General features: G+C 46.6%; 22 protein-coding genes. 7 read left to right on the top strand and 15 right to left on the bottom strand.

Annotation, left to right across the window (positions count from 1 at the left end):
• Window positions 1-3 precede the first annotated feature (3 nt).
• The 9 genes from FBF61_RS02445 to FBF61_RS02485 all read right to left on the bottom strand — a co-directional run bounded on the left by FBF61_RS02445 (window position 4) and on the right by FBF61_RS02485 (window position 11,519).
• The gene (locus tag FBF61_RS02445) at window positions 4-3,414 is read right to left on the bottom strand and encodes a TonB-dependent receptor (protein WP_229214887.1); all 3,411 of its coding nucleotides are present in this window, start codon (window positions 3,412-3,414) and stop codon (window positions 4-6) included.
• Window positions 3,415-3,667: 253 nt separating this feature from the next.
• A complete protein-coding gene (locus FBF61_RS02450) occupies window positions 3,668-4,948 on the bottom strand; it encodes a FecR family protein (RefSeq protein WP_138475574.1) in 1,281 nt (426 codons plus the stop codon).
• 69 nt (window positions 4,949-5,017) lie between these two features.
• Window positions 5,018-5,617: an RNA polymerase sigma factor gene (locus FBF61_RS02455; RefSeq protein WP_166444400.1), complete on the bottom strand. Its 600-nt coding sequence runs from the start codon at window positions 5,615-5,617 to the stop codon at window positions 5,018-5,020.
• A 301-nt stretch (window positions 5,618-5,918) separates the two neighbouring features.
• The gene (locus FBF61_RS02460) at window positions 5,919-6,251 is read right to left on the bottom strand and encodes a hypothetical protein (RefSeq protein WP_138475576.1); all 333 of its coding nucleotides are present in this window, start codon (window positions 6,249-6,251) and stop codon (window positions 5,919-5,921) included.
• A 327-nt stretch (window positions 6,252-6,578) separates the two neighbouring features.
• A complete protein-coding gene (locus FBF61_RS02465) occupies window positions 6,579-7,154 on the bottom strand; it encodes an HD domain-containing protein (RefSeq protein ID WP_138475577.1) in 576 nt (191 codons plus the stop codon).
• A gap of 79 nt (window positions 7,155-7,233) precedes the next feature.
• Window positions 7,234-8,022 (bottom strand): phytanoyl-CoA dioxygenase family protein, encoded by a 789-nt coding sequence (locus FBF61_RS02470; RefSeq protein ID WP_138475578.1) that lies wholly within the window; start codon window positions 8,020-8,022, stop codon window positions 7,234-7,236.
• 10 nt (window positions 8,023-8,032) lie between these two features.
• Complete coding sequence (locus tag FBF61_RS02475) at window positions 8,033-9,319, bottom strand: MFS transporter (protein ID WP_138475579.1); 1,287 nt, start codon at window positions 9,317-9,319, stop codon at window positions 8,033-8,035.
• Window positions 9,320-9,432: 113 nt separating this feature from the next.
• Window positions 9,433-10,794, bottom strand: coding sequence for a Gfo/Idh/MocA family protein (locus FBF61_RS02480; protein WP_138475580.1), 1,362 nt, complete (start codon window positions 10,792-10,794; stop codon window positions 9,433-9,435).
• A complete protein-coding gene (locus FBF61_RS02485) occupies window positions 10,791-11,519 on the bottom strand; it encodes a 3-keto-disaccharide hydrolase (RefSeq protein ID WP_138475581.1) in 729 nt (242 codons plus the stop codon). Before FBF61_RS02485 ends, FBF61_RS02480 begins: the two co-directional genes overlap by 4 nt.
• A 149-nt stretch (window positions 11,520-11,668) precedes the next feature.
• Between FBF61_RS02485 and FBF61_RS02490 the strand changes: the two genes are divergently transcribed.
• Complete coding sequence (locus FBF61_RS02490) at window positions 11,669-12,553, top strand: AraC family transcriptional regulator (protein ID WP_138475582.1); 885 nt, start codon at window positions 11,669-11,671, stop codon at window positions 12,551-12,553.
• Window positions 12,554-12,594: 41 nt separating this feature from the next.
• Here the strand turns inward: FBF61_RS02490 and FBF61_RS02495 are convergent, their stop codons facing one another.
• The 3 genes from FBF61_RS02495 to FBF61_RS02505 all read right to left on the bottom strand — a co-directional run bounded on the left by FBF61_RS02495 (window position 12,595) and on the right by FBF61_RS02505 (window position 16,558).
• Window positions 12,595-15,021, bottom strand: coding sequence for a TonB-dependent receptor (locus FBF61_RS02495; protein ID WP_138475583.1), 2,427 nt, complete (start codon window positions 15,019-15,021; stop codon window positions 12,595-12,597).
• 26 nt (window positions 15,022-15,047) lie between these two features.
• A complete protein-coding gene (locus FBF61_RS02500; RefSeq protein ID WP_138475584.1) occupies window positions 15,048-16,277 on the bottom strand; it encodes a sterol desaturase family protein in 1,230 nt (409 codons plus the stop codon).
• A gap of 65 nt (window positions 16,278-16,342) precedes the next feature.
• Entirely contained in the window at window positions 16,343-16,558 is a 216-nt protein-coding gene (locus FBF61_RS02505) for a hypothetical protein (RefSeq protein ID WP_138475585.1), read from the bottom strand.
• Between the two features lie 51 nt (window positions 16,559-16,609).
• On the opposite strand from FBF61_RS02505, the gene FBF61_RS02510 reads away from it, so the two are divergent.
• Window positions 16,610-17,605: a helix-turn-helix domain-containing protein gene (locus tag FBF61_RS02510; protein ID WP_138475586.1), complete on the top strand. Its 996-nt coding sequence runs from the start codon at window positions 16,610-16,612 to the stop codon at window positions 17,603-17,605.
• A 2-nt stretch (window positions 17,606-17,607) separates the two neighbouring features.
• Here FBF61_RS02510 and FBF61_RS02515 read toward each other — a convergent pair whose 3' ends face one another.
• The 3 genes from FBF61_RS02515 to FBF61_RS02525 form a co-directional block, all read right to left on the bottom strand.
• The gene (locus FBF61_RS02515) at window positions 17,608-18,609 is read right to left on the bottom strand and encodes a helix-turn-helix domain-containing protein (protein ID WP_138475587.1); all 1,002 of its coding nucleotides are present in this window, start codon (window positions 18,607-18,609) and stop codon (window positions 17,608-17,610) included.
• 30 nt (window positions 18,610-18,639) lie between these two features.
• On the bottom strand, window positions 18,640-19,458 hold the full coding sequence (locus FBF61_RS02520) for a ZIP family metal transporter (RefSeq protein WP_138475588.1): 819 nt from the start codon (window positions 19,456-19,458) through the stop codon (window positions 18,640-18,642).
• Between the two features lie 110 nt (window positions 19,459-19,568).
• The gene (locus FBF61_RS02525) at window positions 19,569-20,363 is read right to left on the bottom strand and encodes a hypothetical protein (RefSeq protein ID WP_229214888.1); all 795 of its coding nucleotides are present in this window, start codon (window positions 20,361-20,363) and stop codon (window positions 19,569-19,571) included.
• A 227-nt stretch (window positions 20,364-20,590) separates the two neighbouring features.
• Between FBF61_RS02525 and FBF61_RS02530 the strand changes: the two genes are divergently transcribed.
• The 5 genes from FBF61_RS02530 (at window position 20,591) to FBF61_RS02550 (ending at window position 26,243) form a co-directional block, all read left to right on the top strand.
• On the top strand, window positions 20,591-21,094 hold the full coding sequence (locus tag FBF61_RS02530) for a DUF7678 domain-containing protein (RefSeq protein ID WP_138475589.1): 504 nt from the start codon (window positions 20,591-20,593) through the stop codon (window positions 21,092-21,094).
• A 126-nt stretch (window positions 21,095-21,220) separates the two neighbouring features.
• The gene (locus FBF61_RS02535; protein WP_138475590.1) at window positions 21,221-23,602 is read left to right on the top strand and encodes a TonB-dependent receptor; all 2,382 of its coding nucleotides are present in this window, start codon (window positions 21,221-21,223) and stop codon (window positions 23,600-23,602) included.
• A 76-nt stretch (window positions 23,603-23,678) separates the two neighbouring features.
• The gene (locus FBF61_RS02540; RefSeq protein WP_138475591.1) at window positions 23,679-24,704 is read left to right on the top strand and encodes a sensor histidine kinase; all 1,026 of its coding nucleotides are present in this window, start codon (window positions 23,679-23,681) and stop codon (window positions 24,702-24,704) included.
• Window positions 24,705-24,724: 20 nt separating this feature from the next.
• Window positions 24,725-25,492, top strand: coding sequence for a LytR/AlgR family response regulator transcription factor (locus tag FBF61_RS02545; RefSeq protein ID WP_138475592.1), 768 nt, complete (start codon window positions 24,725-24,727; stop codon window positions 25,490-25,492).
• Window positions 25,493-25,853: 361 nt separating this feature from the next.
• Window positions 25,854-26,243, top strand: a complete 390-nt coding sequence (locus tag FBF61_RS02550) for a GreA/GreB family elongation factor (protein ID WP_138475593.1) — start codon at window positions 25,854-25,856, stop codon at window positions 26,241-26,243.
• Window positions 26,244-26,336 lie beyond the last annotated feature (93 nt).

The raw sequence follows: 26,336 nt of genomic DNA on the forward strand, positions 1-26,336 counted from the left end.
AAATTAAAAACCGATGTTGACGCCCAGGCTTACTGTTCTTGGCACCGGATAAGAGTTCTCATCCACGCCGGGAGAGCTTCCGCTGGCGGAGTTCCGTGTGTTCACCTCAGGGTTCGGCCCTGTATATTTGGTAAAAACATGAGCGTTCTGAACACTGGCATATACTCTGAGATTACGGATCGTGTTTTTACTGACGGGTATCGTGTAGCCAACTGTTATGTTTTTCAACGACAAGAAACTACCGTCCTTGATATAGCGGGTATGCCACCGGTCACGTTCCAGGTAAGTGGTACCTTGTTTTACACTGCCGTATTTCCCGGCCCCGGGGTCTTCCGGTGATTTCCAACGGTCTTTGACTTCTTCCAGGACATTGAAAACGCCGTCGAGATTCGTCGTCCAGTTTTCGTGGTGGGCCAGGATATCGTTTCCTTTCGAGCCGGTTATTGTCAGCCCGAGGTCAAAATTCCGGTAATTCACCTGATTGGAGATTCCGAAAATAAAATCGGGCCACGGGTTGCCGATTGTAGTATAATCCTCAGGAAATGAGATCTTCCCGTCTCCGTTGAGATCTTTGAATTTGATCGTACCGACTTGTGAATCAGCATATTTGGGTGAGCTGTCAAAATCCTCCTGATTTTTATAAACACCCTCCTGCACAGCTCCATAAAACAACCCGACCGGCTTGCCTACCTCCGACACATGGCTGTAAAACCCATAGCTGAGCATACCATGATACAATGCTTTCGTTTTTTCGGTAGATAGCCTCAGTACCTTATTTCTGTCGAACGATATATTGAAATTGGTATTCCACGAAAACCGGTTCTTATTGATATTGTAGGTCGTAATCCCGATCTCATGTCCCCACAGTTTCAGCTCGCCGATATTGGTCTGGATATTGGCAAAACCCGATGACTGCGGCACCGCCACGTTGAAGAGCAGGTCGCTGGACCTGGTTGAATAATAATTGTACGTCAGCTGGATACGATCGTTGAGAAGATAAATATCAGCTCCCAGGTTCATTTGCTTTTTCCGCTCCCAGCCGAGGTTGTTGTCGCCGAGATTGTTGGCTGCCCTTCCCTGGAACAAGCCATTATTGAAGCCGTAATAAACCGGCCCGACGGTCGACCGGAAGGTATAATTCCCGATCTCAAAATTTCCCGTGACACCATAACTTGCCCTCAGTTTCAGGAAGGAAACCGGTTTTACATTCCAGAAACTTTCTTTCGACACAATCCACCCCAAAGACGCAGAAGGGAAATTACCCCAGCGGTTATTCGGCCCGAAACGTGAGGAGCCGTCCCGGCGAATGGAAGCCGTGAACAAGTATTTGCTTTTGTAGTTATAGTTCAGTCTGGCAAGGTAGGAAAGTACGGCCCATTCCTGTACATCGCTGGTGACCACCTGTCGCCCGGCTGCGCTGACGGCCTGGATTTTATCATCTGCAAAATTGGTGGCAGTCACAACAGTTGCATCGCGGCGGTAACGCTGGGCTGTGAAGTCTACGAGCGCATCAAAGCTGTGCCCGCCAAATTCATTCTGGTAGGTAAGCGAGTTCTCATTGACCCAGTTGTACATCCGCGCCGTGTTATCGGAACCGCTTGGTATCCTTGGCGGAGGCGTGAACAAAACACCGATCGTAGAAGGATTGAACTGGAAAATATTTGCATTGCCAAGCTGCACATTGGCCGTAGTTTTAGCGGTAAGACCCTTCAAAATCTTGTATTCCACATAGGCATTGGAAAGCATCTGAAGGTTTTTGTTTTTGTAAACCTTCTCTTCGGCTACTCTAAGCCAGTTGGGATTACCGAAAGTGGCCGGATCGGAGGCTGTCAGTGCGAGGCTGCCGTCGGCATTGTAAGGACTCGCCAATGGTGTGGTCGCGAGGGCCGATGAAACGATATTTTCCGTACCATAAGGGCCTCCGTCGGTCGCAAAGTTGGTATTGGTCGCATAGTTTGGCGCCACATTAAAGCCGATTTTAACTTTGTTGCCAGGCGTAAACACCGAATTGATCCTTAACGAAAGCCTCTGAAAACCGGTACCTACAACCACTCCTTCTTCTTTGAAATAACCTCCTGTGACGGCAGTGCTGAAGTTTTTCGCTCCGGAAGTTACCGTCAGGTTGTAGCTCTGAACAGCAGCAGTACGCGTCACTACATCGAACCAGTCGGTACCTTTTCCTGCATATTCGGAAGGATTAGCAAATACCGGGTTCACGGTCCGGCCGTTGAGCTCAGCGATCTCTTTCTGAAACTGAGCATATTCCTGTGCATTCATCATTTTCACCCTTCTCGAATCCGGGACTTTTTCGAAACCGTAATAGGCGCTGAAATCAACCTGGGTTTTTCCGGCGACTGCAGATTTCGTCTGGATCAGCACCACGCCATTGGCGGCCCTGGAACCATAAAGGGAAGAAGCAGCGGCATCTTTCAGCACACTGATACTTTCGATTTCAGCAGGGTTGATGGTATTGATGTCCCCTGAAATTGGCATACCGTCTACCACATACAAAGGATTGGCACCCGCAGTAATGGAAACGGAACCCCTGATCTTGATATTCATACCTTCACCAGGTCGGCCGGAGGTCTGGTCGATGCGTACCCCGCTGAGTTTCCCCTGGAGCATCTGCGCCACTTGCGCCACCGGTGCGTCGCGTAGCTCCTTGGCGGATATGGTGGAAATAGCACCGGTGATATCTTCTTTTTGCTGCGTTCCGTAACCTACTACCACCACTTCGTTCAGGGCCTTGGTATCTGCCTTAAGTACTATCTCTACGGAACTGCTATTTCCCACGTTCAGCTCCTGGGCGAGGTATCCAACATAACTGAAGACCAGAATCGTCTGTAAATTCTGCCTGTCTGCATCAGAAATTGACATGGTGAATTTCCCCTGTGCGTCCGTAGTAGTGCCACGCTGGGTACCTTTCAGCAAGATACTGACGCCCGGTAAGCCGTCACCTTTTTCATCGGTGACTTTTCCGGTGATATCTATAGCTCTGTTTACCTGGAAATTAAGCTTGTTGATCAGCAGCGCGGCCATCCTTTTCTCGTCGCCAGCCACGTAGGGCATGTTTTCTGGGAGTTTTTCGATCAGCATTGCGCCGCTTTTGCCTTGCAGCAGCTCTTTCTTTTTAACGACAATCGTTTTATCGATAATGGAATAGGTCAGCGGTTGATTTCTAAAAATCTCCTCCAGCACCGTTATCAGCGGAGAACCGGCCGTTTTGACGGTAACGGGCAACGTATTTTTCAATAACCTGTTGTTATACAAAAAGTTATATCCGGTTTGTTTTCGAATTTCTGTAAAAATTTTTTCCAGACCGCTGCTTCGCTCATTCAGCCTAACGGTCTGTGAATATACGGACGCTTGTACTTGCATAAAAGCTACCAAAAAGAAGAGGAAGGTGAGCTTCATGATTCGTATAAAAAAAACATATTGCATACCTTTACAATGTTAAGGTTAAGTGATACATGATTAGTATTTCGCAAAAACTACGGGATCGGGTCCTTTCTTGACGTACTCCAATGCCTGCCGGTCCAACGGCGTGGCTTGGATCAACCGCCCCGGGGCCTAATCCGGAGCGGTTTTGTTTTTAAAGGTACCTTCCTTTTTCGGTCAACTCGTGTCGGTCTTCATCTGAGGATACTGGAAATGATGTCTGAAAAATTTATTCTGCCCTGGTAACTTCTACTTTCTTTCCTTTAATGCTGAATTTCACTCCGCCGCCTTCCTGCAGGATTTTAAGGACATTGGACATTCTGATGTTGCGTGACACAAAACCTGTAAACTGTTCAGAGGAAAAATCCCCTTCGTAACTTACTTCGATATCGTACCACCGTGCCAGTTGGCGCATCACATCCTGGATACCCGCATCTTTAAACCTGAAATATCCTTCTTTCCAGGCCACAGCCTCCTCTGAATCCACATTTCTGACGGTGATACCCGCTCCCGGGGTTTGCTGCGATTTGATACGCGCCGGTACCAGCGCCTGTTCGCCCGGCCGCAGCCTGACTTCGCTTTTAACATTTTGACCCTTTTTTGCGGCCAATACTCTTACGCTGCCTTCCAGCAGCGTGGTTCTGGTCGCCGATTCATCCCGGTATGAATTGATGTTGAAGTGTGTACCCAAAACCTCGACCACCTGATCCGCACTGGACACATGAAAGGGTACTTTTTGCGTCTTACCATCGATGCTATTCATTAATGGTGCAACTTCAAAATACACCTCTCCGGTGATTTCAACAGTCCTGACAGGACCATCGAAACTGGCCGGGAAACGTATGGATGAAAGGGAATTAAGCCACACCTTTGTACCGTCGGGCAGGTTAACCTTGAACTGTCCGGCTTTCGGGGTGGTAATGGTATTAAAAATCCCGGGTTTGCGGCTGGCTTCATCATCTGTTATTTTTTCGCTGCTGTAAATGAGCTTTCCGTCGGCTGTTTTTGTAATTCTGATACCTTCCTGTACTGCAATCTCACCATTACGTGCGTCGTCTAGTACGATATCCGAGCCGTCAGCAAGTGTCAGGATCGCTTTATTACTGCCGGGGAAGGCGTCGTTGGTGACCATTTTTACTGACGCGACTTCCGGCGCCTTTTTCCTGAAAATTGTGAAATAGGCAAAGGTTCCGGCCAAAATAAGGATAGCCGCCGCAGCATACCGCAGAAATCCAAGGTAAAAACGGGTTTCGGACTTGCCGCTGCGTTCGGGCTCACTGAGTTGATCGAGCCGCTGCTCTATGGAGTTGATGAGTGATTTTTGTGGAGGAAAAAGTGTCTGAACAGATTCGTATTTTGCACTGATCTGTGCATATTGGTCCATCACAGTTTCCGCCTCTATCGGATCCAGATGATCAAACCAATTCAGAAACTGTATGTGTTCAGACTCGGAATGCAGCCCCTGCGCATACCTTTCCAGAAAATAAATATATAGTTTCGCGTCCTCCATACTATGAAGACGAACGACCGGGAAAAAAGAACCCCTCAGTTCATAAAAAATTAAATTTTATTTTGGATTTTACTTTGCGGAGCAGAAAAAATAGAAGAAAATAACCAGTTCAGTGGTCATTTCGGCATGTTTGCGGAGGTACTCGCGAACAAAATCAGTCGCCGCGTAAAGTTGCTTTTTAACAACTGTTTTGGAAATTGAAAGGCTTTCCGCTATTTCGTCCAGAGACAGCCCTTCTTCTGTTTTCATTTCAAAAATGCGTTTTCGCTTTTGCGGCAGCAGGTTTTTCGCCTCGTGTGCAATCTGATGGTATTGATTGTATATCGCATACGTATCGGAATATTCACTGCTTTCCTCTGTAACCGGACGGAGATAGTCCAGCATTTTCGTTTCCGTTTCTCTTCGCCTGATCAGGTCGAGGAGCTGATTTTTGGCTGTTTTAAAAACATACGGCCTGAACGATTGGACGGTCACGAGGTTTTCCTTTTTTTCCCAAATTTTCACAAACACATCCTGAACGATTTCTTCACTGTCCTCTTTTGACCGGGTAAACAAAAACAAATAACGGCAAAGCGGCGACACATAGCGGGTGTAGAGAAGCGCATAAGCCTGCCTGTCGCCTTTGGAGCAACTGACCAGTAATGCTTTTTCCTCTTCCGGGTCGATCATTTTATTCACGGTACAAGAATTCTGAGAAAACAGGCAGGGTAACTCTGACCATTGAAGCCATCAAAATTAGTCCAAGTTGCGAAATAGTATCAAATTTTTATGAAAAAATGTTATTTTAATCTTTTGAGGGGGAAACAAAAAAGGACCGGATTTTCATCCGGTCCTTTTTACTAAATCTATAACAATGTCCTAGCGTACAATAATGTCTTTTGCTTTCATATCCTAGTGCTGTTAATGTAATGTGAAGTAAAGATAGCAAATTCAAAATTAAAGATAACAAATTCAAATCTAAAAGTAAATGCTACACAATCTCAAAAGTGTTTCCTGATTTAAACGTCCCTGATTTGATATCGGTTCGCGTGTATTCCTTCGTCCACACATTCCCTAATCCCTTCAACGCGTGCCGGCAAGTGACGCGTATTTCCACCTTTGTATTTGGCGTAGTATTTACAATTGACTGTAAATCACTGTATGTTATAAACCAAAGAGCAAAATCTGTATTTGCATTGTTGGAAAATACCATCCTGAATGGTGCTACGTGCGGATACTGGTCTCGTAATAACGGCAGCGGAATGGTTCTGTAGTTAGGCGCGCCGTTCGGACCAAACGATACCAGCTTTTGGCAAACCTCCACTTTTAAGTCGTACGCGCAAAAAATGACCTGTTTACAATCTTAAATGCGCAACATGATCGACGACCCGGGTCGAGGTCGTCAACATGGCAAGCAATTGAAGAGCCAACCTTAATTCTCGGCCGCAACATAAAAAGCAGAAAAAACAAAAAGACAAATGAGGTTACAAACCCCGAAACGAGGCTTGCAAGAAACTCCAGCGTAAGTATGTAATCCTGAAAGAAAACGACCATCGTAGCGATCAATCAAATTGCTCGCGCACAAGGTAGCGGTAATGCTCTTTGTATTTTCAGCTAATTACCAAACCAATTATCCTAAGGCAGCTTTGACTTAGTTAACGTTTTGCATTTCCAGTTTGGCGAAAGCATCGTCAACAGCCTGGCAGCATTCCTTATAAAGTTGCGCGTTTCCTTTATCGATTTTCCAGATGTAACGGTTTACCTCGTTGAGATAAATCCTGGCAAAACCTTTATCATGCAGCAGGATAGAATTGAGGTTATCAAGAATATCCGCATATTTCACCGTTTGCGAAAACGGCTTTGACTGAATGACCCGCATTGCTTCAAGTTCTTTTCGTTGCGAGCGGTTCAGTGTCGGATATTTATCATGGGTATATACATCCGTGAGATCAGCCACGCCGTTCAGAATCTTGGCATCCTGATTTACATCATAGCCCAACCGGATAAGCTGATCGGACAAGTCCGCCAGCGAACAGTGTGTATCCTCAACGAGGTCGTGGCACAAAGCGATCTCCATTTCATGAAACCCGCTTTCGTACTGGCTAACTTTGTCCGCAACACTCAGCAGATGTATATAATAAGGCTCGCCCGAATACCTCCTTTTTTGATCACCGTGCATTTGTTTTACAAAATCAAACAACTGCCATTGCCGTTCAGTCAATTCCATTTGAAAATAGATATATTCAAATTATTATCCGAATATAACAATTTAACACAGAATCCAAATCTGGTGAATAAAATGAAGATTACTTCACCAGGAAGTCAGCATCGGCGGAAATATGTGTCGCGTCTTCCGTCAGCAGATTACCTTTGAACGCATCGATAGGCGTATAACTGCAAACGTGCACGTCTTTATAGGGCTTGTTCGATGCCAGATTATAGGCCGTAATGATAGACCAACGGGGATTTTCAGAAAGGTTGGCTGCAGAAGCATGCAGCACATTGCAATGAAAAAAGGCTGTATCTCCGGCATCCATTTCGAGGTAGTCCAGCGGCAGGATTTTGAGTGCTTCGTTTACTTTTTCCATATCGGCCCCGATTTGTTCCCCTGAAAAACCGTGCTCAACCCTTCCCATTTTGTGGGAGCCGCGTATCATTTGCAGGCAGCCGTTTTCTTTGGTAGCGGGTGTAAGGGCCGTCAACACACTCAGCATATCGGGAAAAAGGAACCCGTTGTTTTTATACCAATAGCCGTAGTCCTGATGCCATTCCCATGCACCTCCCTTTTTAGGCTCCTTTTGCATCAGCTTGGAATGATAATGTGCTGCTCTTCCTTCAAGGATCTGTTCCACAGCGCCCACAGTCCTTTCCGAACTTGCAAACTTACTGTAGATACTGTCATCAAGAGAGTACCACAGTGCTAATTTGGTTTTTAAACCGGACGCATCGGTCCGATCGTAGCTTTTTTTGCTGATCACATCATCGTCCACCGCGATCTTGTAAAGCAGTTCTACTTCCTCTTTGGAGAAAAAATTCCGCACAACCACGTATCCATCGCGATGGTAGGTTTCCAGATGTTCTTTTGTAAAGTTCATTGTTAAGTATTTAAGATTTCACGCGATCTATGTCCGGTACCAGAAGGTGGATTACAAATAAGGCTATGGCATAGGCGGAAGCCGCAACGATAAATATGCTTTTGTAGCTTCCCGTAGCTTCCAGCAAGTGCCCTGTGGCCGAAGCCATCAGCATCCCGCCAACTGCGCCCGACATTCCGATAAAACCCACCACTTTTCCGATGTCTTTTTTAGGAAAAAAATCTGTGGCGAGCGTGTACATATTGGCAGACCATCCGGTATGAGCGGCCATTCCGAGGCCTATCAGCAATATTGCCGGCCAAAGCTCCGATACCTCAGACACCCAGTAAATGGGAATGACCATGATGGCCAAAATCAGCAGGGTGGTCTTTCTGGCTGCGTTTACCGACCAGCCTTTTTGTAAAAACCTTGATGAAACCCAGCCTCCTCCCACACTCCCTACATCCGCGATCAGATAGGCTGTAATAAGCGGCAGCCCTATTTCATTTAATTTCAGATCGTACGTATGATTTAAAAATTTGGGTAGCCAGTAAAGGAAAAACCACCAGATGGGATCGGTCATAAATTTCCCGACGGCAAGCGCCCACAATTTCCGGGTACTCAAAATTTCCCAGAATGATGAAGGCGCTTCGATGACTTCCGGAACATCGGCGCCGATCAGTATCATTTCTCCGGCGTTGACCCTTGGATGTGTACGGGGATGATCCATCAGGATCAGCCAAAAAACAAGCCACACAAACCCCAGTAACCCCGTAGCAATGAAAGCCCATCTCCAGCCATAATTGAGTGCGATAATAGGTACGATCAGCGGCGCAACGATGGCCCCGACATTGGACCCGGAATTAAAGATACCCGTCGCCAGAGCACGTTCCTGCCTGGGAAACCATTCGGAAACGGTTTTGATAGCGGAAGGAAAATGCCCCGCTTCCCCTAAACCCAGTGCCAGACGGGCCAGGCCAAAACCGGCGGCACTGCCCGCCAAAGCATGCGCCATCGCCGCCAGCGACCATATCACAATGGATACCACAAAACCGCGCTTCGTGCCGAGGATATCGATCAGCTTCCCCACCAGCAATAAGCCAATGGCGTAGGAAAACTGAAATGCCGTGACAATGTAACCATACTCGATCTCGGACCAGCCAATCTCTTTCTGCAGGTTCGGTGCCAGAATAGCCAGCACCTGCCTGTCGATGTAGTTGATGGTCGTCGCGAAAAACAGAAGGGCACATATCCACCATCGTACAAATGTCGGTTTCGGCATTACAACTTCGCGTCTTATGGGTGCTACTGTTTTCATTTTCGTGACTCTGTGCGGGTTAGATGGTTTTGCCGGAAGGTTCCGGCGTGGCCTTGAAAATTGAGGTTTTCATAACGTATTTGAGTAACATCTAAATATCATTTTACGGGCACCTACATCGCCCATTCTTTTCGGGCTATCGGAACTGCCAGCAAAGCATTGGCTGCATTATTCCCTTCGAAAAGCTCTTTATCGGGATTCCATTTGAGCTTGCCGCCCACCTGACATGCGATAAGACCGATCTGGGCAATGGAAATCGTGCGGTGTCCGATCTCGATCGGCTCCAATGTTTTGCGCTTGGTTTTTATTGCCTCGATGAAATCGATTTTATCCCATAGTGTCTGCGACAGGTCCAGTTCCCCTGCCCCAGGTTTGGAAAGAAGGATTTTGGGATCACTGGCTGAAACCGTTCCCGGATAATTTTCGATAAAAATCCAGCCCTCAGAGCCTATATACCGGATGCTCGGCTTGCTGACCGGAGATTGCAGACAGGTCATTTCCACGCCGTTGGCATAGTGGTAGGTCACCTCGAAATTGATCATAGAATTCCAGAGGCTTTTGGGAAACTCCCCCTTACCTTCCACCTCCGCCGGTCCGGAGTATTCTGAATTATTGGCCCACTGAGCCAGGTCAAAATAGTGTGCACCCCAGTTGGCGATCATTCCCTGTGCGTAGTTGTCCACCCGCATCCAGTTCGGCCTTTTTTTCATGTCGAACGGCGTATGCACACGCATGTCAGTATACGGAACATGAGGCATCGGGCCCAGCCAGAGATCGTAATTGAGCTCCTTTGGTACCGGCATATCAGCCTGTGGCGGCACAGGATCCGGATCAGCCGGGAACATTATTTCTATTTTCTGAAGTTTTCCGATACGGCCGTTACGAACCATTTCAACCGCCTGATTCTGCTGTCTTACCGAACGAAATTCACTGTCAGTACGATTCACGACCGGGTATTTTTCGAGTGCATCCACCAGTTGTCTTCCCTGGTGGACACTCATACTCAACGGTTTTTCACAACTGATATGTTTTCCTGCCTTTGCCGCCATAATGCCCATCGGGACATGCCAGAAATCCGGCGTCGAGATCATCACGGCATCAATATCCTTTCTGGCTATAATTTCGCGAAAATCGGTGTAGGCTGCGCAACCTTTATAGGAGCCGGTCGGGGATTTCTTTGCATAATGTGCATCAACAGCTGTTTTCGCCTGCCCCATTCGCCAGCTGTCCACATCGCAGACAGCTACTACCTGCGCTTCGTCGAGATCAAACAGGCCCGGTATCCTCATCTCCTTTTTTCCATCGCCGGATCCCTGCATATTTTGACCGAATCCCTGTCGGCCCGTTCCGATCATGCCTACGGTGATACGGTTTGAAGGGGCATTTTTACCAAAAACAGAGGACGGGACAATAGCGGGCATACCCATGGCTGCCACAGCGAACGTTGACTTTTCGATAAAATTCCTGCGGTTCATAATTCTTTGATTTTGATATTTCTGAAGCCTACGCTATGGCCGTGGTCCTGCAACAAAATGTGCCCTTCGGTAATGTCACCAAACCCCGGATAATCCCTGAACTTACTGTCGGCAACGCCATTTTTAAATGCCTGGGACGAGCGGTCCGTGTCCAGTACTTTTACGCCGTCAAGCCAGTGTTCTATGTGGTTCTTTCTGACAACAATTTTCGAAGAATGCCACACTTCCATTTTTGTATCCGTTTTTTCCGGCGCCACCACATCATAGATCGACGCCGTTTTCAGGTCCTGAGGCAGCTTTTTGTCCTGATAAATATATTCTGCGTCATCAATAAGCTGGTATTCGTATCCAGCCTGGGAACCCTTTTCCGGTTTCGGCTGCCGTTCTTCAATAAAATATTTCACACCCGAATTTCCGCCCTTGCCTAATTTCCAGTCGAACACAAGTTCAAAATCGCGATATTTTTTCAAAGTAACAATATCACCTGCATCGCCGGATTCGGCTCCGTCGGAGAGGTCACCGGACAAGATACCATCAGCAACTTTCCAGCCGTGTTTTGGAAAACCGGAGCTGTATGCTCCCCGCCAGCCGTTGGTCGTTTTGCCGTCAAAGAGTAATTTCCAACCGGCTTTTTTCTCGGCCGGCGAAAGGGTATTTATTTTTTGGGCGACAGAAACAGTGCCCGAAAAGATAAGGATGATGATAGAACAGATCGTGGGCTTCAAATCGATATGTGTTATTTGTGTTCACAAAAATCTTACAAAAATCATAATGATTGCAACGTGCTTTTTGCAAAAAATACCGTCAATTTTGCAAATTTGCAAAACGAGACATTTTATTCGCAAATCCAATAGTATAACATACACTAAACGTCATGAAACAGCCAATGCGTCCCAATCTGCTGAGCGTGCCCCAGAACGAAAGCCGGTCTTTTGATCTGCGCCATGAAATTGTCCCTTATTTCAACAATCCCTGGCACTTTCATCCTGAAATCGAACTCAATTTTATTATCTCCGGATCAGGTACCCGTTTCATCGGACAGAGCGTCGAGCGGTTCCGGGACGGAGAAATTGTGCTGCTTGGCAAAAATTTACCCCATTACTGGAAAAACGACAACAACTATTACAACCCGGCCAGCAACCGTCCGTCGGAAGCGATCATTGCCCGTTTTTCAGAAGATTTTGCAGGGAAAGATTTTTTCCGCCTTCCCGAGACGCAGCTGATCCATACGCTGCTGGAACGTTCTGCCTTCGGCCTGCAGCTCCTGGACCCGGTTCGCACGCAGATTCAAAAGGATCTGTACCAACTCCTAAAAATGGAAGGATTTGAACAATTGATGGCATTGCTGGCGATCTTGCAAAAAATTGCGCTTTCGGGTGCTTTCGAGGAGATTTCACCGAACTATATCCCCAGCCAGCTGATAAAAAAGAGCAATGAGCGGCTGAACAAGGTGATTGCGCATGTGCTTGAATTTTTCACCGGGGACATCTCATTGAAAGAGGTTGCCGACCTGGCCAATATGAGCGAGGCTGCTTTCTGCCGTTATTTCAAGGCACAGACGGGGAAAACCCTCACAGGATTCATCACCGATCTGCGGATTCAATATGCGTGTAACCTGCTGAGCAACACCGACGAATCTGTCTCCCAGGTTTGTTTCCAGATCGGGTTTGAAAATGTGTCCCATTTTATCCAGACCTTTAAAAAACTGCGCAACCAAACCCCGTTTGAGTTCAGGCAGAACACCAGAAAGCTGAAATGAACCAGGCCTGAACAACCGGGTAAGTCGCCCGGAATAACTGTTTAAAAGTCGATCCGGTAAAAAAACAACGGTAGAAAGCCCAGCTGATATTCCTGCCTGTAATGGGGCGCTTCTGGCATGTAGGAGAGGTTTAATAAATTCCGCATGCCTAACACGTTCACAAGGTCAACCGCAATCGTATGTGTGAGGCGGTTTCTGTTGATCTTGTATTCCATTTTTATATCAAACCGGTTGTAGGGCCTGAACTGTCTGCTGTTCCTTGTAGCGTCTTCATATACAATATCCTGCGCAAGGCGTGAGGCTTCGGAATCAACAATTCCATACCAGCGTCCGCCGGTAGCCGTAAACTTGGCCCCGATATTCAGTATTTTTCTTTTCTTGAAAACGAACTCTCGGCTGAACAGTGTATTGACCGCAAACTGCCCGTTGACATTGGTATTTCTCCAGACCATATCTGTCCCCCTGTATTTGGCATTAAAAATGGATGTTGTCAAAAGGAAAGAATAGTTGTTGCTAAAAAATTTTTCAAGAGTCACTTCCATTCCATAATTCCTGCCCTTACCTGTGTTGACCAAGGCTTCCGGCAACAACCTGTTTGCCCCGTCAACTGCATTTAAAATTGAAAAAGAAGACGTCCTGTAAGTTACCGGAACATTGAACAGATGCTGGTAATATATTTCCGACAATAATCTCATGTTTTCCCCAAGCGATCTTGCATATCCGACGACGACGTGAATACTCTTGGTTAACCCGACCTCCCCGGGCGAAAAAGGCCGTACGCCGGAAGTAACTGCCGGACGGTAAGCATACAGGTAAGTAGGCAATGACTGACTATGCAATCCTGCTGAAAAAGTGAGTTTCTGACGTCTTGGCAACTCCAACGATAGTCCGCCCCTGGGTTCCGCCCAGGATTTGCTTTTGCTGTTAGCGAAGCTCAAAAAGCTGGTAACACCCAGGCTTACCGACAGGTTTTCGGTCAGGTACCGGCGGTACTGTATAAAAGGCTGTAAATTGGCAAAACTCTGACCTGATACATTGCTTCTGACATTCCAGGGAGACCACAGCTGACGGTCCAATTCAAATATCCTGACACTGTCGGTACCGGTAAACGAGATAATATCTGCATTCAATCCCGCCCTCAGCGTACTGCGAGCTCCCCATTTTTTATTGATAGCCGCAGAAACGGAATATCTGGTTTCTGAAAGTCTGAAATCCAGCATAGGCCGTATGGAATCAATGCGGTAGCGATCATTTTCGACTACCGCATGGCCTGCATGATCCTTTTGCAGGAACAAGTAACCATGTTCAGAATCCTGGACATTATTGGAAATCGCCACAGTAGATTTAAAAAACAAGCTTTTACTAAATGAGTGGCTGTAGGTAGCTCCGGCGACTTTCATATTGGAAGCGTAGTGCTGGTCGCGGTCGTTCTGACCAAAGATATTGCGGTCCGATACTGTTTGCGTACTCGACAATATAGTAATGGCGCTGGTACCTCCCAGTGCCCAAAATGCAAGATTTCCCTGCCTTAATGGAAAATTCATCCGCAAAAAGCCATCTGCGTAACTGGGCGTAGCAGCGGTGCCGATGTCGATACCCAGTTTCTTGAAGAGCCACAAGTTGGCGTACCTGCCCGTAACCAGGTAAGACGATTTGTTCTTTTTGGAAATTGGCCCTTCTGAAGTAAGCTCGGTTCCCAAAAAACCGAACTGCGCTGCCGTCTCATACTTTTCATTGTTGCCGTTTCTTAATTTCAGATCAAATACCCCCGAAACGGTATTCCCGAATTCGGCAGGAAAGGCGCCGGTAAAAAAGTCGGAATTCGCTAGATACTTGTTATTGATAATGCTCACCGGACCTCCGGAAGACCCGGCTTCGGCGAAATGATTAGGATTGGGGATGGTAATTCCCTCTATTCTCCATAACAGCCCAGACGGAGCATTGCCTCTGATCACAATGTCATTTCGGGAATCGTCCGCTCCCTGCACCCCGGCAAAATTGGAAGCCATTCTTGCCGGTTCTCCTCGGCTGCCTGCATACCGGCCGGTTTCTTCCACCGAAAATTGTTTGGCACTGGCCACCGCCATTTCATTAGACGCCTCCCCATTTTTCTTTGCCTTTACTGTAACCATCTGTAGCTCGGTGACAGATTCTTCCATTTCAAGGTTCAGGATAAATTCTTTGCCGGCTTCCACCGGAATATTGTTTAAAAAAATCTCTTTGTAACCGACCAGTGTCAGTATCAGCGACTGCCGTCCCACAGGTACTTTTAAAATTCTGAAATATCCTTCGGCGTCTGTAACATCACCCTGACCGGTAATGCCTGCAGCGAGAATTCTCACGGTCACACCCACCAGCGGGTATTTTGCTTCTTTGTCCAGCACACGTCCGCGAACAGTTTGTACCGGCTGGGCCAAAGATGGAGAACAAACAAAAATGAAGAGGAAAAGGGGGAACAGCTTTTTCATTTGGAGTTGCGCTTTAAATGGAAAGTTCAGAACTGGGAAGGCCGGATGTGGAACTGAATTGTTCTGACAAGACAAAAAAGATGGTAGGCGATGCAAAGAGCGAGCAATAAAGGCTTTTCGGTAAGACCGCAAAAAACAATCATTACTGGCAGGGCAATAACTATACGGATCATCTCAGATACAAAAAGCCAAGGTTTTCCTTCCAAAATTCCGGCCCAGTTGATTACAAAATGCCACAATAGAATGCTTAAAACTACCCTTTGTGCTGTGGAGAGGGTGCTGGCCGGGCTGATAACCAGCAACATCAGAATGATACCGAATGCTGCCGCCGGAACCAGATATGACTTGGCTCCCGGGAAAGGGAACGTCTGGATTTTCTGCTGTGAGGCCAGGGTAATTTCCTCAAAAGTGGGCTTCGGTGGAAGATCTGCTGGCCGCCAGCCCACCGGCATGAACCATATCCGTATCTTATCCCACCTGTTAGCCGTCGCGGCTGCATCCTTCCAGAGAATATGATAATAATGAAAATTAATAATGACCGGGTTCCACGTATGCGCCTGGCCGTACATCCCGTAAACTACCTTATTCGTTTCTTCTTCGTAAGAGCCGAACATCCGGTCCCAAATAATCAGAAACTCGCCGAAGTTCTTGTCGAGATATTTGAAATTTACCCCGTGGTGGACTCTGTGACTCGAGGGAGTGGTAAATATATATTCAATCCAGCCCCAAAGTTTTGGAACACACTCTGTATGATGCAGAAAAGCGATGAACAAATGTACTGCGGTAACCAGATAAATATCAAATGGTGTAAAGCCGATGATCGTAAGCGGCCAGAAGAAGAAAAATGCAAATAACCGTTGCGTCACACTGGCGCGGAGCGCGACCAGGAAATTCATTTCCTGTGCGCTATGATGTGGCGAGTGGGCGGCCCACATAATGTTGATCGAATGCCCCCACCTATGAACCCAGTAGAAGATAAAATCAATGCCCACCAGCAATAACAAATAGGTAAACCAGTTCATTACAATCGTATCGATGAGCCGGAAATTCTCCCATAAATAACCATAAACCGCGTATACACCGGCAGCCACCAGCACATTGACGGTCTGGCTGGCCAACATCGTACCGAAATTGGCGATTGCCTCCGGGAAAGAGATGTAATCCTTTTTGTACCAAAGACAAAAAATAAGTTCGAGGATGATAAATAAGAGCACCAGCGGCGTCAGGAGCGTGTAGATATTTTCAGACGATATCATAATGTTTGGAATTAAACGATATGTATAACAACCTTGGAATTCTATTTGTGGTAACCATCAAAAAATCAACCGTCAGCAAAAGATTTCCCGATCGTACCGTCGAAGACCGGGAGCACGTAACGATCTGTCTTCGAACCAAAACTAGCTATACCAAACGCGCGTTGCGAATTGATTTCTGAGCCTGCCGAGGGGGTTGTTGCAGAAAATGCGGACGAAGCGTAAATTTTGTCAGCGGGGAGCTCCATGGCATCCGAGAATTCCTGATTATTAGCTATTTTCAAGTAATTTTTAAGAATAAAAGGACGGCCCTCCAACAAAACGCTCCTCTATATATGAATGCCGAAAAAATCCAAGCCATGCTCTTCCGGGAAATCCGTGAAAAGATTCCCCGGAATATATCCCTGGCCGATTCCGTAGCTGAACTTCTATACATCAGCCAGGACAGCGCATATAGAAGGATCAGAGGTGAAAAACAAATATCGCTCGACGAACTGCAGAAACTTTCCTCGCATTACGACCTGTCCGTGGACCGGTTACTGAACCTTCAGAACAAAGCTTTTACTTTTCAGGGGCATCTGATGGATGAGACAAACTACGACATCGAAAATTGGCTCAAAAACCTCAGCAACATCACCAGTTACATCAAGGCAAAACCGAATCACCACGTTTATTACCTTGCAAAAGACGTCCCTTTTGTGTACCTGCTACAATTTCCTGCCCTGGCTTCATTCAAAGAATTTTTCAGAAAGCGTTCTTTTCTTTCTTCCAGCCAAACACGCGGGATTAAATTCTCGATCGGCGAGATACACCCCATGTTCAGTCATACGGCCGCCGAGATTGTGAAAATGTACAACACTATTCCAAGTACCGAGATATGGAGTTCGGAATGTTTTAATGGTGTGATCAAGCAAATACAGTTTTATCAATATACCGGACAAATTGCATCGAAAGATGATTATAATTCACTCTTCGATACACTTGAGCTAATGGTCAACCATCTGGAGAACCAGGCCGAATTGGGAAAAAAATACAGTTTCGGAGAAAAACCCGGGCCCCAGGCATCTGCTTTTAACTTATATAATAACGAACTGTTTATAGGAGAAGATACCATTGTGGCCGATTTGGGCGACACAAAAATCACGTTCCTTAACCACAGCTTTATCAACTACATGACCACTAGTGATGAAACGTTCTGCGGCTTCACATTCAAAATGCTGCAAAATATGATCTCCCGGTCCACACCTGTCAGCTGGGCTGGAGAGAAAGACCGAAAAATATTCTTTAATGCGTTAAAAAAGAAGATCGCGCTGGCTCGGAATTCCGGATAAGGTCAGTTGGTTTTTCTGGCGTCATATATTTTATGCCTGAGACGATTAAAAAAACTAAGTCTGCCTTTTTCGTTCACATTGTTCAGTTGCTCCGACTTTCTGATCATATTCTCAATACCTGCATACATGTAATTATTAAAACGGTCGTCCTGCGTTGATATGTAATTGATTACCGAATGATTTAAGAATGTCAGCTTAAAGCTACCAAAATCGGCAAAAACGGTATTGTTACCCAAAATAAGTTCATTGTTAAACATCTCGTAAGACGCCATGCCCGGCTGTGGGTGCTGTCCGAAGGCAAATTTAAGCCCGCACTCGGCCTGTCTTTCCAGATGGTTGATAAGTTCTTCCATAATATCCCACATCATCAGTAATTCAGATTTGGAATAAAAAATATCAGAATCCCGATAGAACTCAATTTGCCGGATAGTACTGTTGACGCTCTCAGCATTCCATATTTCTATGGTCGATATGCTGTTGTAGGTTGCTACAATTTTTTCGGAAAGCATTTTGCAAGTCGGGTCTATTTGTCCGATCTCAAAACGGGAGCCCCGCATTTCGTCGTACTGGAGAATGGATTTTTGCCAAAAGAAAAACTTAAAAGCGGCCAGCTCCGGAATCTGGAAGAAATGTGCGAGGGGCAGGTCCTTGGCCAGGTAGTACAGCTTACAGCCAGGGTAACTGCGCATGAACTCAAACTGAGCCAGTACATTTTCCAGCCATTTGTCCAGGATATGATCCTGGGTATTGGCAAGCTTACCGTTGAAAATATAAGAATCTGCTTTGACATTCAGCAGTTTATCAACAGACACTTTGAAATGCCTGCTTAATTTGCCGATTTCGTCAAAACTGATAGGTGTTTCACCCCTTATCCTTCTGTAGGCACTGTCATTGCTGACGCGTAGGATATCGGCGACAACATCGACCAGCGTTTCGTGGGACGGAAGGCTGGCCCGGATCTGATTAAAAAACTCGAGCTGTACAGGAAGTCTGTCAATGTCCATGATACCATCCGAAATTATTTTTTTAAAAATCTATCCCAAAGCAACATCGAGGCTCATCATCACGACGAAGCCTCCGATAAAACCGAGCGTTGCTATGTCGGTATTTTTATCCTGCTGTGTTTCCGGGATTACTTCTTCCACCACTACGAAGATCATCGCTCCGGCAGCAAAGGCGAGCGCGTAAGGCAATACTGGTGTAAAAAATGAAACGGCGACCGCACCGAGCACGCCCGCTACCGGCTCCACCAGCGCAGATGCCTGCCCGTACATAAAACTTCTTGTGCGGCTCATACCCATCCGCCGCAAAGGCATGGAAACTGCGATGCCTTCCGGGAAATTCTGAAGACCGATGCCGATCGCCAGGATGGCAGCACCGGCAACGGTCGCATCCGGTACACCCGCAGCCACGCCTCCAAACAACACCCCGACCGCAAGACCTTCCGGAATATTATGCAATGTGATGGCCAGCACGAGCAGCGTAGTCCGCTGCCACGGGGATTTGATACCTTCTGTTTCCTTGAAATTGATGTGGATATGGGGAAGTACTTTGTCCAGCATGAAAAGAAATATCGCACCTAGCAAAAAGCCCACGACCGAGGGTACCACCTTTTGAAAACCTTCGCCCTCACTCATCTCTATGGCAGGCGCAAGGAGGCTCCAGTAACTTGCTGCTACCATTACACCACCCGTAAAACCCAGCATGCCATCAAGGACGGTCCGGTTAATGGTGCGGAAAAGAAATACTGAAGATGCCCCGGCTGCGGTTACAAACCAGGTAAACAGCGTTGCATATAGTGCGGCTGCGACAGGATCAATGCGCTCAAGAAACTGTATAGCTGATTCGAACATACGATTTGGAAAGATTGCCTTAATTATTTTAGACAAATAAAAATCAAATTTTTAGACAAAGCTAAATTTTTACAAATCAATCTCAGATTAATTGAAAGCTGAAGGCCTGATCAGAATTTGTAGTCTACATCATCCGGCAGCGGCGCTACCACTAATTTCATCCATTTTCCGTCGACCTTGATCACCACAATATTATTGTCTTTGTCGTAGAACATGGTACCGTTACCACTGGTTTTCAGTTCCTTATAATTAACAAATCGCGCATCTTTTTCAAAATTGCTTTCGTCATCGCCCTCCGGCTTTGTCTCAGACACATCCTCTTTCCCAATGTTACCCAGCGTGAGGGCATTGGTGAGTTTGAGGGACCCATAGAAAAGTGCCTTGTCCCGGCTGAACATAAAAGAATGCTGCCGCACATCGGATCCGATCCTGAACCAGTTGTAGGCACTTTCGTCGTGGTTATAAACGGTCGAATAATAATACAGCTCGGCCACGGGTTTTGCCGCCTCGACATGCTTGTTGACCAGCATCGTAATCCTTGATTTATCATCTTTGGCGTAGCCTTCAAATACATGATAACCCCACCGTTTCTTGTTCTTTTCGTCCGGATTGCCTCTGACCTGGATCATGTACGGCGTACTCAAAATCCCGTTCACGGTGCTGTACATAGGTGTTCTTGCCGGAAGAAAACCAAAACTGTAGCCTCTCTCCTTCCACCTCGCCCAGGTTGTATCAATATCGGATGTTAATTCAATCCGTTTGCGGTCAGACAGGTCGCTGCCACTGATAAGGCCATAATACGGATCCGGAGCGGGCGAAGCCTCGGGTTTGCCCTGAGAAAATGCGCTGTGCGCAACGATGATAAAAAGCAATACAAGTCGCAGCAATTTCATAAGATCGATCATGTCTGAGTTACTTAAAATCAATTTCAATGAAACGCAATATCATTAAAAAATTACTTCCAGTATCATTTTTGCGGCATTATGCCGGTAATCACCCCTTTTTCATCGTTCCAGGGATATCTGTATTAAGATTAAATATAAATTTTGTCCAAAAATTAACAAATCCGTTGATACCCGATGAATGCTCTCCGGAGCTGTGTAATTTTGAAATATTCTCAATGATTACACACATGATACGTCAAAAAAGGCTAAGAAAAAGCGTCACACTCACCGACGCACAAAGCAAAAGACTCTATGAGCTGAGCGAGTTTGACGGAACGGATCCCGTTGAGCACGCTATGAGGGCTATTGACGAGTACCTGAAAAAGCAAAAGCTGGATTTTACACCTCCCAAAGAGAAAGATATATCGGCTGAATTTAAAGACCGCTCCGGCGACCCTAACATTCAGGGCGCAGTATGGTTGTCGGGAACGGTGGACAGGTATGAGTTTTCTGCCCTTATCACCAAGGTTCCGACAAAATCAGCCATTGATAAAGGAAAGATATCGAAGCTGTCAATATGGGATCCTGTTATTCTGCAAAACACCAACAGTTTCATCGGTTCCTGCATTGTAAATTACGACCGCGGCTGGGATATTAAACCCAGCAAATTGGCCGAGCCTTATTTTAACAAGGTCAAAGTTCTGCTTGACAGCTCTGCCGAGAAATTCATCAAGAAAAAAACGTTCCGGTAAAACCCGCAATTCCCCGCCCATCCCCGACGCTTCACCTTCGGGTTTCTACGCTTGAGCCGGGCCCATGTTTTAATTGGAATGTTCATTGGTAAATTTTGTGCTGTTATTTATCAAAAACAGCAGACAATGAAAGCATTACTATTAGCCATGATTATTTTTTTATCGGGTACTCTTTCCGCACAACAGTCTACCCAAACCGTCCGGGGAGTAATCCGTGACGAAGTTTCGCAGTCGCCGGTGATCGGCGCGACCGTTTTGCTCACACAGCCTGAGGGCACTATCCCGGTAGGTACGACCAGCGATGTCAACGGAGAATTCCGCATCAACGGTGTGGCTACGGGCCGGCAGTCGTTCCGGGTCACCATGGTGGGTTACGAAGAACAACGTTTGTCAGACATAGTCGTGACAGTTGGCAAGGAAGTGATCCTTAACCTCAGCATGACGGAGGCGGTGCAGCAACTGAATGAAGTAATGGTAACTACGGATCGTTCGGGCGACAAAAGCAAAACCAACAACGAACTGGCGCTCGTCAGCGGGCGGTCGTTCAATGTAGAAGATACGAAACGCTATGCAGGTTCTCTGAGCGACCCGTCGCGTATGGCGGCCAACTTTGCCGGCGTGGTGTCGGGTGACGATTCACGAAATGATATCGTTGTGCGGGGTAATTCTCCGAGCGGGATGCTATGGCAGCTGGAAGGCCTCAATATTCCAAACCCGAACCATTTCGGTTCATTTTCGGCTACTGGCGGTCCGGTGAGCATGCTGAATAACAACGTGCTCAGCAAATCCGATTTTATGACAAGCGCATTTCCTGCACAATACGGCAATGCACTGGCGGCGGTATTTGATCTCAGGCTCCGGGAAGGAAATAACCAAAAACATGAATTTATGGGCCAGATCGGCTTCAACGGATTTGAACTGGGTGCGGAAGGTCCGATCGCCAAGAATTCAAAAGCTTCGTTTCTCGTGAATTACCGCTACTCAACCATGGGCGTTATGAAAGCGCTGGGGATCCAGGTAGGTACCGGTACTGCGGTACCCGATTATCAGGACCTGAATTTCAAGTTAGCCGTACCTTCCGGCAAAAATGGCAAACTTACCCTTTTCGGTATTCTTGGCAGCAGCGATATCCAGTTTCTGGGGAATGAAGTGGATACGACCCTCACGAATCTTTACGGAACCGAAAACACCAATACCCGCGTCAGATATGCGACAAACATTGTGGGCCTTTCCTATGAGCATACCCTTTCGCCCAGGACCTTCGCCAAGTTGACGCTGGGTATGAGTACTACCCGAGAAAAATTCAGCGGGGATTCCATCAGCATTGTTACCAGGGAGGCCTTTCTGAGCGGGGAATCGAAATACAATACCGGCAAATATTCGGCTGTGCTTCATCTGAGGCATAAAATCAACGCGAAAAGCAGCCTGTACGCAGGTGTGACCATGGACATTCTTGGTTTTGACCTTTATAACCGGGCCATTTATCAGGGCGGGTTGATTGATACTGTGCGGGTTGATGTTAAAGGTGAAAAAACCTTGCTGACCCAGGCGTATGCCCAATGGAAATACCGTGCATCCCCAAAGTTGGTTTTCACAACAGGCCTTCATTTACAACATTTTAATCTCAACAATAATGTCGCCCTGGAACCCAGGATCGGACTGCAGTATGCAATGGGCCGCGGTCAGTCGGTAAACCTCGGTTATGGTCTTAACAGCCAGGCCCAGAACATTTACACTTATTTTATCCAAACACCTACCGAGTCGGGTGTTTCCTATACCAACAAAGACCTTGATTTTACAAGAAGCCATCATTTTGTGCTGAGTTATGAAAACCGCCTGACCGACAACCTCTTGCTGAAAATCGAGCCTTACTATCAGGTCCTGTACAACGTTCCTGTGGAGCAGCGGGCTTCTACTTTTTCCGCATTGAACACGGGAAGCTCTTTCGGACCGTCTGACCGCGACAGCCTGATGAATGAAGGTTCCGGAAAGAATCTGGGCATCGAACTGACCCTGGAGAGATACTTCAGCCAAGGCTATTATTTCCTTGTGACCACTTCTCTTTTTGACTCCAAATACAAAGGAAGCGACAAGGTTGAGCGCAACACGGCTTTTAATACAAAATATGTTCTGAATGTACTGGCCGGGAAGGAATACAAACTGGGCAAAAACAAAGATCATGTGCTTGGCGCGAGCATAAGGACTACGCTGGTGGGTGGAAAGTATTTTACACCTCTCAACCTCGAAGCCTCAAAAATCATAGGGCGTGCGTCCTACGACGATACACAGGCATTTTCCGTCCGTCAGAACCCCTATTTCCGCACAGACCTGCGTTTTACATTCCGGAAAGAAATGCGGAAGAGTACCATGGAATTTGCATTGGATCTTCAGAATGTAAGTGCCAGCAAAAACATTTTCCAGCAGACTTATAACCCCAGGACCAACCGGCTGGTCAACCAGTACCAGCAGGGGTTTTTCCCGGTGCCTTATTTCCGTTGCACATTTTAATTGGAATTTGCGGGGCTAATCATTTAATTTCAAGCACTTAAAAACCAGGCCGGTATGACCGTACTTCCCGCGTATAATGAAAGAAACAGCTTACACACTGAATGACCGCAAACTGAGGCTGATCGGGATTCCTCTCCTCGGTGCGGTCATTCCGATCATGCTCAATTTTGAGAATTTCTTACAGCTGAACCGCCAGTTTGCATTCAGTGTCCTCTTTTCAACTTTGATCACGCTTGCGCTGTGGGAGGGTAACAGGTTTATTATTATCAAAATGTGGCGGATTTTTCCTGAGCTCAGTCAGACCAGCCGGCGAATTCTCGCTGAGGCAGTTTTGGCCTTCATTTACGTTTTTGCTGTTTCATTTGTGATGGATGAGCTCTTTTGCAAACCTTATTTTCATCAGAGTGCATTGCTGGCAGGGTTCCGGATCAGCATAGTACCCACCATATTGGTATATCTGGTTTATGAAGCGGTTTATTTCTTTGAAGCCTGGAAACTGAACGTCCGGAAAACCGAATCGCTCATGCTCGAAGGTGTCCAGTCGCAACTGGAAGTGCTTAAAAACCAGCTGGACCCCCATTTTCTGTTCAACAGCATGAATACGCTCGCCGCCCTGATCGATGACGACAATACCGATGCGCAGGATTATCTGGAAAGGCTTTCGGACGTATACAGATATGTGCTCGTAAGCCGCAACAAGAATACTGTGCTGGTGGAGGAGGAAATCGCTTTTGTGGAGGCCTATGTGTATTTGAATAAAATCCGCTTCCGGGAAAACCTTCAGGTGGAAACAAAGCTTTCGGCAGATATCTACCGGAAGCATGTCACCCCGCTGAGCCTTCAGATGCTGATCGAAAATGCTATCAAACACAATGTTGCGTCACGGGAGAATCCGCTGAAAATAAGGATACAGCAGGAAGGCAGTGATTACCTGGTCATTGAAAATAATATTCTTGAAAAAACAATCCTTGAAAAAACCACACGGGTGGGCTTGCAAAACATCATCAACCGGTATGGTCTCCTTACCGACAGACAGGTGGAAATTATCAGAGGACAGGACATTTTTACCGTCAAAATTCCGCTGCTGGCCCATCTCGCATAAAGCATTGCATAGAAACTGATATGAAAGTGTTGATCATCGAAGACGAATATCCGGCAGCCGAGCGGCTCGAAAAACTGATCCGGAAACTCGACCCGCGCGTTGAAGTAGTGGCGGTACTTGAAAGCGTGGAGTCGGCACGCCGCTGGTTCGGTTCCGGTCAGCCGGTGGATCTGATCTTTTCGGACATACAACTTTCGGACGGCCTCAGTTTTCAGATTTTTGAAGATTTTCCGGCACACAGCCCGATCATCTTCACTACTTCCTATGACGAGTACGCGATCAAGGCATTCCGGGTCAAAAGCATTGATTATCTGCTGAAACCCATCAAATTGCCAGAGCTGGCAGATGCTATCAAAAAGTATGAAAACATTAAAACTGATTTTTTGCCCGATGCTTACGCCCGAAAAGTCGAGTCCCTGCTCGACAGCCTGGAAATGACGAAAAAGACTTACAAAACCAGGTTTTTGGTGAAAAGCGGCGAACAGCTGATCCCGGTCAATCAGGAAGACGTCGCCTATTTTTATACCGCCAATGAAATGTCATGCCTTGCTGCCGCTGACGGACGCCAGTATCTGATCGATTACAAGCTGGAAGAGCTGGAAGTACTTGTGGACCCGCTCAGTTTTTTCAGGCTCAACCGCCAGTTTATTGCCCGTATCAACGCCATACAAAAGATCCATACTTATTTCAACGGCAAACTGAAAGTAGAGCTCCGGCCGCAAACACCCCAGGAAATAGTGGTAAGCCGCGAAAAAGCACCGGCATTCAAAGCCTGGCTGGAAACCTAGAAGATATCCGGCTTATATTTTTTATATCAGGAAAGGATAGCTAATTTAGCGACAGTGGCAAACATTCAAACTACATATCAAAACAGGTTGATTTCGGACAGGAGCGTTTTTTCTGTTACGGAATCGTTGTTTGCTTTCAATCCAATGTCTTTTCAAAGCTTTTGTGTCAAGCTTTATTTTATCTCCAATTTCAAGGACTTCAACACTTCCACCCCGGACCAATACTGACATCCAGGTTCGGGGAGTATCATAATTTTTCAGCGAAAACCTATACAACCAGCCGGTAGCCGCTACCGGTTCGATGCTGTGCTTTAGGTTTTTCCTGCTTCATTTTTTACCGTATAAAATACTAAAATATATCATGGACAATTCGAAAACCCCTGTCATCCTGGGGGAAGAAGACTTCCGCATGCTGAAACAATTTGCAGAACAATTTCCATCGGGAAATATGCATCAAATGTCATTATCCTACGAGCTCAACCGGGCAATAGTTATTGAAGACGACAAAGTACCTCCCTGCTGCGTACGACTGAATTCCCTTGTAAAAGTGCGGGAAATGATGAGTAACACCGAAATGGAATTCAGCATTGTAATGCCCGCGCTGGCCAATATTGCCGAGAGGAAAATTTCAGTACTTACCCCTATGGGAGCCGCCCTGATAGGCCTTTGCAAAGGTGAAAAAGTAGAGTGGAAAATGCCCGGCGGCATCAAACATTTTGAAATACTGGAAGTGAGGCAAGAAGGAGTTTAGCATTGAAAAGGATTGGCACTTCGTCACCAGGAACATTTATAGTGAATGGTGTCGAAGTGCCTTGGTTTAGGAAGGAGCCGAATTCATGAGGCA

It is taken from the genome of Dyadobacter bucti (assembly GCF_005869225.1).
GTDB lineage: Bacteria > Bacteroidota > Bacteroidia > Cytophagales > Spirosomataceae > Dyadobacter > Dyadobacter bucti.

Coding starts and splice junctions, on each gene's coding strand:
- FBF61_RS02530 (WP_138475589.1), top strand. CDS start 20,591: ATGATACGTCAAAAAAGGCTAAGAAAAAGCGTCACACTCACCGACGCA.
- FBF61_RS02500 (WP_138475584.1), bottom strand. CDS start 16,277: ATGATATCGTCTGAAAATATCTACACGCTCCTGACGCCGCTGGTGCTC.
- FBF61_RS02550 (WP_138475593.1), top strand. CDS start 25,854: ATGGACAATTCGAAAACCCCTGTCATCCTGGGGGAAGAAGACTTCCGC.
- FBF61_RS02445 (WP_229214887.1), bottom strand. CDS start 3,414: ATGAAGCTCACCTTCCTCTTCTTTTTGGTAGCTTTTATGCAAGTACAA.
- FBF61_RS02535 (WP_138475590.1), top strand. CDS start 21,221: ATGAAAGCATTACTATTAGCCATGATTATTTTTTTATCGGGTACTCTT.
- FBF61_RS02540 (WP_138475591.1), top strand. CDS start 23,679: ATGAAAGAAACAGCTTACACACTGAATGACCGCAAACTGAGGCTGATC.
- FBF61_RS02450 (WP_138475574.1), bottom strand. CDS start 4,948: ATGGAGGACGCGAAACTATATATTTATTTTCTGGAAAGGTATGCGCAG.
- FBF61_RS02490 (WP_138475582.1), top strand. CDS start 11,669: ATGAAACAGCCAATGCGTCCCAATCTGCTGAGCGTGCCCCAGAACGAA.
- FBF61_RS02520 (WP_138475588.1), bottom strand. CDS start 19,458: ATGTTCGAATCAGCTATACAGTTTCTTGAGCGCATTGATCCTGTCGCA.
- FBF61_RS02545 (WP_138475592.1), top strand. CDS start 24,725: ATGAAAGTGTTGATCATCGAAGACGAATATCCGGCAGCCGAGCGGCTC.
- FBF61_RS02495 (WP_138475583.1), bottom strand. CDS start 15,021: ATGAAAAAGCTGTTCCCCCTTTTCCTCTTCATTTTTGTTTGTTCTCCA.
- FBF61_RS02480 (WP_138475580.1), bottom strand. CDS start 10,794: ATGAACCGCAGGAATTTTATCGAAAAGTCAACGTTCGCTGTGGCAGCC.
- FBF61_RS02510 (WP_138475586.1), top strand. CDS start 16,610: ATGAATGCCGAAAAAATCCAAGCCATGCTCTTCCGGGAAATCCGTGAA.
- FBF61_RS02525 (WP_229214888.1), bottom strand. CDS start 20,363: ATGATCGATCTTATGAAATTGCTGCGACTTGTATTGCTTTTTATCATC.
- FBF61_RS02515 (WP_138475587.1), bottom strand. CDS start 18,609: ATGGACATTGACAGACTTCCTGTACAGCTCGAGTTTTTTAATCAGATC.
- FBF61_RS02465 (WP_138475577.1), bottom strand. CDS start 7,154: ATGGAATTGACTGAACGGCAATGGCAGTTGTTTGATTTTGTAAAACAA.
- FBF61_RS02470 (WP_138475578.1), bottom strand. CDS start 8,022: ATGAACTTTACAAAAGAACATCTGGAAACCTACCATCGCGATGGATAC.
- FBF61_RS02475 (WP_138475579.1), bottom strand. CDS start 9,319: ATGAAAACAGTAGCACCCATAAGACGCGAAGTTGTAATGCCGAAACCG.
- FBF61_RS02455 (WP_166444400.1), bottom strand. CDS start 5,617: ATGATCGACCCGGAAGAGGAAAAAGCATTACTGGTCAGTTGCTCCAAA.